This is a genomic window from Marinobacter sp. (assembly GCF_052091845.1).
Lineage (GTDB): Bacteria > Pseudomonadota > Gammaproteobacteria > Pseudomonadales > Oleiphilaceae > Marinobacter.
The window spans coordinates 23,449-34,047 of record NZ_JBQDCO010000038.1 but is presented as its reverse complement, the minus strand read 5'-3'; the positions used below and the strand labels follow the sequence as shown (position 1 = coordinate 34,047).

At 54.0% G+C, this 10,599-nt stretch carries 10 protein-coding genes; 8 read left to right on the top strand and 2 right to left on the bottom strand.

All coding sequences use genetic code 11. The features are described from left to right. Both ACTHYN_RS12485 and ACTHYN_RS12480 read right to left on the bottom strand, forming a co-directional pair. Nucleotides 1–280: hypothetical protein (locus tag ACTHYN_RS12485; protein WP_441812781.1), on the bottom strand; the 280-nt coding region annotated here is incomplete at its 3' end. Nucleotides 281–486: 206 nt separating this feature from the next. Further along, on the bottom strand, nucleotides 487–2,289 hold the full coding sequence (locus tag ACTHYN_RS12480) for an acyl-CoA dehydrogenase (RefSeq protein ID WP_441812780.1): 1,803 nt from the start codon (nucleotides 2,287–2,289) through the stop codon (nucleotides 487–489). Between the two features lie 174 nt (nucleotides 2,290–2,463). On the opposite strand from ACTHYN_RS12480, the gene ACTHYN_RS12475 reads away from it, so the two are divergent. From ACTHYN_RS12475 to ACTHYN_RS12440, 8 genes are all read left to right on the top strand, one after another. Beyond that, nucleotides 2,464–2,628 (top strand): hypothetical protein, encoded by a 165-nt coding sequence (locus ACTHYN_RS12475; RefSeq protein ID WP_441812779.1) that lies wholly within the window; start codon nucleotides 2,464–2,466, stop codon nucleotides 2,626–2,628. A 373-nt stretch (nucleotides 2,629–3,001) separates the two neighbouring features. Continuing rightward, nucleotides 3,002–5,803 (top strand): monovalent cation/H+ antiporter subunit A, encoded by a 2,802-nt coding sequence (locus ACTHYN_RS12470; RefSeq protein WP_441812778.1) that lies wholly within the window; start codon nucleotides 3,002–3,004, stop codon nucleotides 5,801–5,803. Then, nucleotides 5,803–6,171 carry a Na+/H+ antiporter subunit C gene (locus ACTHYN_RS12465; protein WP_441812777.1) on the top strand — a complete coding sequence of 123 codons (369 nt, stop codon included), beginning with the start codon at nucleotides 5,803–5,805 and terminating at the stop codon, nucleotides 6,169–6,171. Before ACTHYN_RS12470 ends, ACTHYN_RS12465 begins: the two co-directional genes overlap by 1 nt. Beyond that, the gene (locus ACTHYN_RS12460; RefSeq protein ID WP_441812776.1) at nucleotides 6,168–7,706 is read left to right on the top strand and encodes a monovalent cation/H+ antiporter subunit D; all 1,539 of its coding nucleotides are present in this window, start codon (nucleotides 6,168–6,170) and stop codon (nucleotides 7,704–7,706) included. Before ACTHYN_RS12465 ends, ACTHYN_RS12460 begins: the two co-directional genes overlap by 4 nt. Then, nucleotides 7,706–8,194 (top strand): Na+/H+ antiporter subunit E, encoded by a 489-nt coding sequence (locus ACTHYN_RS12455; protein ID WP_441812775.1) that lies wholly within the window; start codon nucleotides 7,706–7,708, stop codon nucleotides 8,192–8,194. Before ACTHYN_RS12460 ends, ACTHYN_RS12455 begins: the two co-directional genes overlap by 1 nt. Continuing rightward, nucleotides 8,191–8,460 carry a K+/H+ antiporter subunit F gene (locus ACTHYN_RS12450; RefSeq protein ID WP_441812774.1) on the top strand — a complete coding sequence of 90 codons (270 nt, stop codon included), beginning with the start codon at nucleotides 8,191–8,193 and terminating at the stop codon, nucleotides 8,458–8,460. The genes ACTHYN_RS12455 and ACTHYN_RS12450 overlap by 4 nt, the downstream gene beginning before the upstream one ends. Nucleotides 8,461–8,475: 15 nt before the next feature. Continuing rightward, nucleotides 8,476–8,808, top strand: a complete 333-nt coding sequence (locus tag ACTHYN_RS12445; RefSeq protein WP_441812773.1) for a Na+/H+ antiporter subunit G — start codon at nucleotides 8,476–8,478, stop codon at nucleotides 8,806–8,808. A 130-nt stretch (nucleotides 8,809–8,938) separates the two neighbouring features. Beyond that, on the top strand, nucleotides 8,939–10,582 hold the full coding sequence (locus ACTHYN_RS12440) for a fatty acid--CoA ligase (protein ID WP_441812772.1): 1,644 nt from the start codon (nucleotides 8,939–8,941) through the stop codon (nucleotides 10,580–10,582). The last annotated feature ends 17 nt before the right edge of the window (nucleotides 10,583–10,599 follow it).

Sequence of the window (10,599 nt, the reverse complement as noted above, 5' to 3'; positions counted from 1 at the left end):
CGTCATAACCTTCTTCCATGGAGTCGCCGGCTTCTTCAGCGGCGTCACCCATCTCCTCGCCTGCGTTTTCGGCGCCTTCTTTCATTTCGCCCATTGCACCCTCATCCTGGCCGGTGGCTTCTTCATAAGTCTCTTCCACCGAATTACCCGCATCGTCGGCCATTTCTTCTGCATTGTCTGCAGCCTCACCGAAATCAGCTCCTTCATTATCTTCGGAGCTGCATGCTGCGAGCCCCAAAGTCAAAAACATAAGAAGTGCGCTAAGAGTCAACTTGTTCATAACATATCCCTTTGTTGGTAAGCGTTTGTAACCAGGTACAGAGTAAAGCTATGCCAACCCCCACACAATTACTTGCAGATTACTCTTTGTTTAGCCAACCGTGAGCAAGGCGCATAGCACATACACGCTATCAGGTTATCATTTTGTCATTTCGAGCCAACGTTCAAGGCACCACAGCTACCCGCCGGTTGAACCAACACCAAAGCCTAGAACCACTCCGCCTTCATATTCAGGCAAGTGTCGTCCATATTCCGCAGCAGCACCAAATCCTGAGCAACCGTCGGCAGCTCCCAATGGAAGAAATACTGAGCGGCCTGGAGCTTACCTTGATAGAAGTTACGCTCCTCGTCAGTATTGGCCGAAGCAAGCGCGTTCGCAGCAACGTTGGCCTGGCGCAGCCACATCCAGGCGACAATAATATGACCAAACAGATGCAGGTAGCAGGAAGAATTGGCCAGGGTCTTGTCTACTTCGCCATTCATCAGGGATTTACCCAGGTCCTGAGTTACTTTCACGGCTTGCTGCAGTGTTTCACTAAGCGACAAAGCCCATTGCTGGCAGCGGTCGGTGGTTGCACTCTCCAAATCCACCTGCATTTCCTGCATCAGTAGCTGTAAGCCGTGGCTTTGATCCTGCCAGATTTTACGGCCCAGCAAGTCCAGCCCCTGAATACCGGTGGTGCCTTCGTGAATCGGATTCAATCGGTTATCGCGCCAGCACTGTTCCACCGGATACTCTCGGGTGTAGCCTGCACCGCCATAGACCTGGATAGCCAAATCATTGGCTTTGGGGCCATGCTCAGACGGCCAGGTTTTAATGATCGGCGTTAGCAGGTCCAGCAGCTTGCCGGCTTCTGTGCGCCTCTGCTCATCCGGATGAGAGCTCTGGTCATCCATCAGGCGGGCGCCATACAGGCAAAGGGCCAAGCCTCCTTCACTGTAGGCCTTCTGGGCCAATAACATGCGGCGCACATCGGCATGGTCAATGATGGGCAATTGCGGGCTTTCCGGGTTCTTTTCGGAAGCCTTGCGGCCCTGCAGGCGGTCTTTGGCGTATTCCAGACTGTGCATGTAACCCCGATAGCCGATCACGGCCGCACCAAAGCCAACGCCCACCCGGGCTTCGTTCATCATCTGGAACATGTATTTCAGGCCCTGATGGGGCTCGCCCACCAGGTAGCCGTGGCAAGGTGCATCATCACCAAAACTGAGCGCCGTAGACGTGGTTCCACGATAGCCCAGCTTGTGAATGAGGCCGGCGAGGCTAACGCCGTTGCGATCCACAGAATTACCCTCACGGTCGACCCGGAACTTGGGAACGATGAACAGGGAGATACCTTTTACCCCGGCCGGCGCACCTTTGATTTTTGCGAGCACCATGTGAACAATATTTTCCGTAATACTCTGCTCGCCACCGGAGATGTAGATCTTTGCCCCTTTGATCAGATAATGGCCTTCGTCCGTTAGCGTCGCGGAGGTGCGTATGTCTGCCAGCGACGACCCGGCATGAGGCTCGGTCAGGGCCATGGTTCCGGAGTAACGGCCACTCAGCATGTTGGGCAGGAAGGCGGTCTTCTGCGATTCGTTGCCGAAAACGCGGATGAGATTAGCGGCCGCCGTGGTCAGGAACGGATAGCCTGCGGTGCCGGGATTCGCGGCGGTGAAAAAGCCGTTGCATGCGGCCATCACAGTTTCCGGAAGCTGCATACCACCGAGTGCGTAGTCATAACGGCCAGCGATAAAACCAGCCTCGGCGTAGGCTTCAAACGCCTCTTTTACGGCTGGCAGCATCTCAACCTGCCCGTCAACGAACCTGGGCTCGTCCTTATCAGCCGCGCGATTATGATTGGCGAACTTCTCCCTGGCCATTTTGTCGGCGGTTTCAATAACGGCATCAAAGGTATCGCGACTGTGCTCATTGAAACGGTCGCGGTGGATCAGGCTTTCAGTATCGAGAACGTCGTAGAGTTGAAAGGCCAGATCACGACGATCTATTAACGTGTCAGTCATTAATGCAGCTTCCTGATGATTGGCTGAAGAATCCTATGGGAGCCCATAGCCTCTCACAACCGCGTTTTCGTGGAAACCCGCTTGGCCCGGGTTATGCATTGGGTTACCCTAGCGGCCATTGGCTGGATGTTTCCGTAAAGTATATTGACAGGTGTCATGCGGGAGAGAAGTACCATGAACGCATCAGTTCGACAAACTCAGGCTGAAGTTCTTAGCCGGTTATACAGTATGAAGCTTGCGCAGCTTGAACAGGCTAACCGCCAAGGCAGCAGTTTACACAGCCGGGTTCTGGAGGCCGAAGCCGAAGCCATTTTTAATGCGCTCAAATCGGCCAAGTGACTCAAAGGGGCGTAGCGGTGCCCCTTTACGTCACTTTGAAACAGTCATTCAGCCTCTTGATTAAACACAAGGTGCTTGACCTAAGAGCCCGGACACGTATCATCGGTTTCCAGGTTTTACTAACGGAGCAACCATGACCGCAAGGTCCGTCGGCTGCATAAACATCAATCGCCCACCCATTACCGCTGACATCGCGCGGCATCGTGGGCGTTTGCCCTACTTCCCGGACCCACCGGCCTCTCGCTGATCAAACTCCTTCTGTCCACCATGTATCGCCTGAAGGCGATTAATGCACAGTGGTCGCCCGGGGACTAAACTCAGGCCTGTAAGCCATCTCCATTCATAAGAAAAGAAAACCGCTAACGAGGTTGCGATGTCGCTACCGCTGGTTGTACTACTGCCATTTCTGGGTGCCATAGCCGCCCCTCTGTTTGCCCAGGGCGGGCGAACGGCTATTGCAATAGCATCGTCTGTGCCTGCACTGATTGCGCTGGCAGCACTGTTTCCGCACTGGTCTGCTCTTGCCGCAGGCAATACTGTGTTGCACAGCTATGAATGGCTTCCTGCACTCGGGATCTCGTTCAGCTTTCGGCTGGATGGCCTGGCTCTACTGTTTGCACTTCTGATACTGGTCATCGGCCTTCTGATCATTATCTACGCTCACTATTACCTCAAAGCCCACGAAAATGTAGCTAAGTTCTACTCCCTGCTTTTGTGCTTCAAAGGCTCCATGCTGGGCATAGTGCTTTCTGGCAACCTGCTGCTGATGCTGATTTTCTGGGAGTTAACCAGCTTAACCTCGTTCCTGCTGATCAGCTTTTGGACTCATAAACAGGACGCACGGCGCGGTGCCCGAATGGCACTGGCCGTGACCGGTGGAGGCGGGCTGGCTCTGATGGCCGGCATTCTGATTATCGGCAACATTGTTGGCAGTTTTGAGTTAGACGACGTGCTTGCCGCAGGTGACCAGATCAAAGCGCACGCCTGGTATCCGGTGGCACTGACCCTGATTCTACTCGGCGCCTTTACCAAGTCGGCCCAGTTCCCGTTTCATTTCTGGCTACCCCACGCCATGCAGGCACCCACACCGGTTTCTGCGTACCTGCACTCTGCCACCATGGTAAAAGCCGGCATATTTTTGATGGCCCGCCTGTATCCAGCGTTGGCCGGAACCGAGCAATGGTTCTATATGGTCAGTTTCACTGGCATGGCCACTCTTTTGCTCGGCGCCTATATCGCGATGTTCAAGCACGACCTTAAAGGGCTGCTTGCGTATTCCACAGTAAGCCACCTGGGGCTGATCACACTGCTGCTCGGTATGGGCACTCAATTGGCCGCCGTTGCTGCGATATTCCACGTAATCAATCACGCCACCTTCAAGGCGTCGTTGTTCATGGCAGCCGGTATCATTGACCACGAAACCGGCACCCGGGATATGCGTCGAATCAACGGCCTTTGGCGATATATGCCCCACACCGCAACACTGGCCATGGTTGCTGCAGCTTCTATGGCAGGCGTTCCACTGCTTAATGGCTTCCTCAGCAAAGAAATGTTTTTTGCCGAATCATTGCAGCTCAATCTTACCGGCCTGTGGGCCTGGGTTCCGCCCATTGTGGCAACTCTGGCGGGCGTTTTTGCGGTTGCCTACTCTGCCCGCTTCATTCACGACGTTTTCTTCAATGGCAAGCCCGTGGATTTGCCAAAATTCCCACCCCACGAGCCGCCCAGATACATGAAGTTTCCAGTGGAAATTCTGGTATTTGCCTGCGTAATGGTTGGTGTATTCCCCACCATTTCCGTAGGGCCGCTGCTGTATTCTGCCGCATCTGCCACGCTCGGCGGCAATGTGCCGGACTACCAACTGGCGGTTGTTCACGGCTTTAACCTGCCGTTGCTAATGAGTTTTATGGCGTTTTTTGGTGGCTTGCTCATGTACAGTCAACGGGAGCGCTTTTTCAATTTCCACGCCCGCTTCCGGGAAGTTGACGGCAAGGCCGTTTTTGAAAACCTGGTATCAAAGTTCGTGACCAAGGCCCATCAATTGACCAGGTGGCTGGAAAATGGCTCGCTGCAACGCTATGCCACGCTGTTGGTTATCAGTGTCATTGCTGTGGCAGCCTACCCTTTGGCAAGCAGCGGCTTTTATATTGGTGAAAACGGACTCAGCGCCGTTGACTGGCCAACAGGCATTGCTGCCTGCATACTTATAGTGTGCGCTTTGGCGACTGTCGTTTGGCACCGGGAACGCTTTTATGCGTTGGTGTTATTGAGTGTGGTTGGGTTGATTGTGTCACTGACCTTTGCCCGCTTCTCGGCACCCGATCTGGCCATGACGCAACTTTCAGTAGAAGTTGTCACCGTTGTTCTGTTAATGCTGGCACTGTACTACATGCCCTCCTGGACCCCCATGGAGAGCTCCAGGGCGCAACGCCTCCGCGACACCCTTATTGCGCTGGCGGCGGGTACAGGGATGACCCTGATCACACTGGCCATGCTGACTCAGCCATTCAACTCCATTTCCGAATTCTTCCTGGAGAACAGTAAGCCTGGCGGCGGTGGAACCAACGTGGTGAACGTTATCCTCGTGGACTTCCGTGGTTTCGATACGCTAGGTGAAATAACCGTGCTGGCCATTGCCGCGCTGGGCATATACGCCATGCTTAAAAACGTTGCCCTGACACCTCCCCCGGGCGACGGCCTGGGGCATACCTGGACACGGGATCACTATCCACTAATGCTCAGACAGATTGCCCGGCCCATGTTGCCACTGGCGCTCATGGTGTCTGTTTATATCTTCCTGCGCGGTCATAACATGCCGGGTGGTGGCTTTATTGCTGGCCTGATCACCTCGGTGGCGTTGATTCTTCAGTATATTGCCAGCGGTATGATCTGGACTCAGGACCGCATTTCGTTCCGCTACCATAACGTGATTGGTCTCGGGCTGCTTTTTGCTGCTGTTGCAGGCGCCGGCAGCCTGGCCTTCGGCTATCCGTTCCTGACCACTGCCTTTGGTTATATTAATTGGCCTGTTGTGGGTAAGTTTGAAGTTGCCTCGGCTCTGGTGTTTGACCTGGGCGTTTACATGACAGTGATCGGCGCTACCCTGCTGGCGCTGGTCAGCATTGGCCGGCTGTCGCCCCACTCGGCCATCAAAAGCAAACAGGAGGGTGTGTAATGGAATTGCTATTTGCACTGGTTATTGGTGCCTTAACGGCATCCGGCGTTTATCTGCTGCTACGTGCTCGCACCTTCCCGGTTATTATGGGGCTGACCCTGCTGTCGTACGGGGTAAACCTGTTCCTGTTTGCTTCCGGTCGTCTCGCGACTGGCCAGCAACCAGTGATAGGAACCTCAGCCAACTATACAGACCCACTGCCCCAGGCACTGGTGCTCACGGCGATCGTCATTGGCTTTGCCATGACAGCGTTTCTGGTTGTTCTGTCCCTACGTAACCTGGCAGACAACAAAAACGATCATGTGGATGGCCAACGTGAGAAAACACCTCCTTCCTCGAAACAAGAGCGAGAGGTAACCGGTCAATGACTCACTGGCTTATCGCTCCGATTCTGATACCTCTGCTTGGCGGCATTCTGCAGGTTGTTATGGGCTATGCACCAATCAGCCTGCGCCGCACGCTGGCACTCGCGATTACAGTGCTTATGCTGGCATCGACCATTGTGTTGCTGGTACTGGCCGGTGATGACAGCTATCGCATTTATGCCTTTGGCAACTGGCAGCCACCGTTTGGCATCGTTCTTGTTCTTGACCGGCTAGCCGCGCTCATGCTGGTCCTAACGGGAATTCTCGGGTTGTTCTGTCACATCTACGCCAGTGGTGGCGCCGATGAGGGTAACCGGCAATTCCATGCTCTGTTCCTGTTTCAACTGACGGGCCTGAACATTGCCTTTCTGACGGGCGATCTGTTCAACCTGTTCGTTGCCTTTGAGGTGCTACTGATTGCCTCATACGGGCTGCTCATGCATGGCGGAGGATCCGCGCGAACCGTTCCCGGGCTCCACTATGTTGTTCTCAACCTGGTGGGCTCCGCACTGTTCCTGATTGGCGTTGGCATGATTTACAGTGTGACCGGCACACTGAACATGGCAGACCTGGCGGTAAAAGTCCCGCAGGTGACAGGCGAAAATCTTAATCTTGTAAAGGCGGGTGGCATGATGCTGCTGGTGGTTTTCGGCTTGAAAGCCGCTATTCTGCCACTGTGCTTTTGGCTACCCAAAGCCTATGCCCGAGCCACCGCGCCCGTTGCTGCGCTCTTCGCAGTAATGACCAAGGTGGGTGTTTACGCCATTGTGAGAGTGTTCCCACTGATCTTCGGCGAAGGCGCTGGAGAGCTGGCGAATCTGGGTATGGACTGGCTGTTCCCGCTGGCTCTGATCACTCTTGGTATGGGAGTAATCGGAGCGTTGGGTGCAGATAACCTTAAAACACTGGTAGCCTGGCAGGTTATTATCTCCGTAGGCACCATGCTCGCACCTATCGCGCTTGGCTCTGAAGCCGGCTTGTCGGCTGCGCTGTTCTACCTGGTAAGCACCACCTGGACAGTTGCCGCCCTGTTTCTGGTTTCCGAACTGGTGGCAAGCCAGAGGGGGCTGGCCGGTGACAACATTATTACCGCACCCAAAATGCGTCATCGCACATTCCTGAGCGTGTTATTCTTTATCGGGGCAGTGGCCGCTGCTGGTCTACCGCCCTTAAGCGGCTTTTTTGGCAAGCTGCTGATCCTTCAATCCGTTGAGCCGGGCGCCGAAATGGCCTGGCTGTGGGGAGTACTATTGGTGGGCAGTTTCTTGACCCTTATAGCCTATAGCAGGGCCGGCAGTATTGTTTTTTGGTGGAACGTGGACGGCCATGTGGAAACTCCGGAGCCCATCAACAACAGAGTGTCAATATCCACTGGCATTCTTACTTGCCTCACCATGCTGATCGTTGGGTTGGCAGGGCCCATAAGTGATTACACTCGCGCCACCGCCGAGCAGTTGCACGACAACCGGGGCTACATCAATATTCTGCAGACCCCCGTACACGTTCCGCAGAACCCGCTGGTTGGGGAGAGTCACTAATGCTTGATCGTCTGAACTTCCCTCAACCCTGGCTGAGCTGGGTTCTGTTCCTTACCTGGCAGATCCTCAGCGATGGAGTAAGCGGCGGCAGTGTGGTGCTAGGGCTTCTTCTGGCCTGGCTTATCCCTCAGCTTACCCAGGGGTTCTGGCCAGAAAGGCCCGGCTTTGTAAAGCCATGGCGCATGCCCGCTTACATACTGCGAGTAGTGAAGGATATTATAGCAGCCAGTTTTGCCGTGGCCTGGCTTATTCTCAGCCCCCGCACACCACGACCGGCATTTATCAGCTACCAGCTAAAGCTTGAACACCCGCTGGCCATATCTATTCTGGCAAGCACCATTTCGCTTACCCCGGGGACCGTCAGCGCGGATATAAGTGACGACAACAAAACCTTACTGATCCATGCCCTGGACGCTGCCAGTGATCAGGAGGTTATTGATGCTATTCATAACAGCTACGAAAAGCCGTTGATGGAGATGTTTCGATGATCACCCTTGCTCTGTACCTCACCATTGGCATGGTAACCCTGGCGGCTGTGCTCAACGTATACCGTCTGATTAAGGGGCCGGATGAACCTGACAGGGTTCTGGCCATTGATACGCTTTATATCAATGCCATTGCGTTGATTATTCTGTTGGGCATTACCCTGGGAACACGCATGTATCTTGAGTCTGCCCTGCTGATTGCGGTGATGGGCTTTGTCAGCACCGTGGCCATGGCCAAGTATCTCAAGCGGGGCAGTGTCATTGAATAAGAACCGGAGTAACCTATGAGTCTGTTCGCGGAATTCGCCATCTCGGCGCTGTTGCTGTTTGGTGGTGCATTTACTCTGATTGGCGCCATCGGTCTTGTCCGGCTACCGGATTTTTACACCCGGCTGCACGGTCCTACCAAGGCGACCACCGTTGGCGTGGGCGCCATCATGCTAAGTTCGGTTGTCTATTTCAGCAGCTTGGACCAGGGCGTCGACTTTTCCGAAATACTGATTACCGTCTTTTTGTTCATGACCGCGCCGGTGAGCGCCAACATGCTGGCCAAAGCCGCCATGCATATAGGTGTTAAAACCGTAAAGAACACCGAAGGTAACCCCTGGGTTCAATAGCGCCCCTTTCCGGTATCGCTGGCCCAGCGCTACCGGAACCATTCGTGCAAGCTTCCGGTTTTGCTAAATTTATGTCAGATTGAACCAACGTCTCGGATAAAACCAACAAACGGGAAAGAGGACTACAGACATGGCACAAACGCGAATTTTACCTGCGGCTGACAATGCCCACCAATACCCTCTTCTGATTAAACAACTTCTGCTGTCCGGGCCAAGATATGCCCCGGACCAGGAAATCGTATACGCCAATCGCAGCAAGTACACTTACACGGATCTGGTCGAGCGCATTCACCGTCTTGCGAACGCCCTTACCGATGCTGGCGTTAAGCCGGGCGATACAGTGGCGGTTATGGACTGGGATACGCCACGTTATCTGGAATGTTTCTTCGCCATCCCCATGATCGGCGCCGTTCTGCACACTGTTAACGTGCGCCTTTCGCCGGATCAGATCGTGTATACCATGAACCACGCCGAAGACGACGTGATGCTGGTACACGATGACTTTCTGCCAATCCTGGAAGGGTTAAAGGACGAAATAGAAACAGTCAAAACCTACATCCAGCTGAGCGATGACAGAACTGCGAAAGACACACAACTCGATACCCTCGGTGAATACGAAGCTCTTCTGGCCAAAGCCGAGACTGAATTCGATTTCCCGGATTTCGATGAAAACAGCGTCGCCACAACCTTCTATACCAGTGGCACCACCGGCAATCCAAAAGGGGTTTTCTTCAGCCATCGCCAGCTTGTACTGCACACACTGGCAATGACCGGCTCGCTCTCTGCCTATGATGAAATGCCGCTACTGCGCTCGTCCTCGGTGTATATGCCGTTAACTCCCATGTTCCATGTACACGCCTGGGGCGTTCCCTACGCGGCCACGGTGATGGGTATCAAACAGGTTTACCCCGGCCGATATGAACCCGAGTTACTGGTTGATCTGTTGAAGGAACACGACGTTTCCTTCTCGCACTGTGTGCCCACTGTTATGCAAATGATGATGGGCACAGAGTCCATCAAAACCGCCGATTTGAGCAACTGGCAGGTACTGATCGGCGGCAGTGCCCTGACCAAAGGCCTGTGCGATGCCGGTGCTGAAATGGGCATCCGCATGTATACCGGCTATGGCATGTCTGAGACCTGCCCATTGTTAAGCACCACGTTCCTCAAGCCAGAAGATTTAGAGTTGCCGTTGGAGCAGCAAACGGCTTTAAGGATAAAAACCGGCATTGCCGTGCCCATGGTAGACCTGGAAATTGTAGACACCTCGGGCAACCCGGTCGCTCATGATGGTCAGGCCCAAGGGGAAATTGTTGCCCGTGCGCCCTGGCTAACCGAAAACTACTTCAAACAGCCGGATAAAGGCGAAGAATTATGGGAAGGTGGTTGGCTACATACAGGGGATGTCGCCTCCATGGAGCCAAACCATGTTCTCACCATCAAGGATCGCATCAAGGATGTGATTAAAACGGGCGGTGAATGGTTATCATCACTGGACCTGGAAAACCTGATCAGTCAGCACCCTGCCGTAGCAGGTGCCGCAGTGGTGGGCATTCCTGACGAGAAATGGGGCGAACGTCCCTACGCCCTGATTAACCTGAAGCCCGGTGAGCAGGCCACAGCGGAAGATATCCAGAGCCATTTACAGAGTTACGTCGATAACGGTGAAATCAATAAATGGGCCATCCCCACCCGGATCGAGTTTTCTGAGGACATTCCCAAAACCAGTGTCGGCAAGATCAACAAAAAACTGATACGTGATCAGGTTCAGTAAATAAATCCGGCATCACT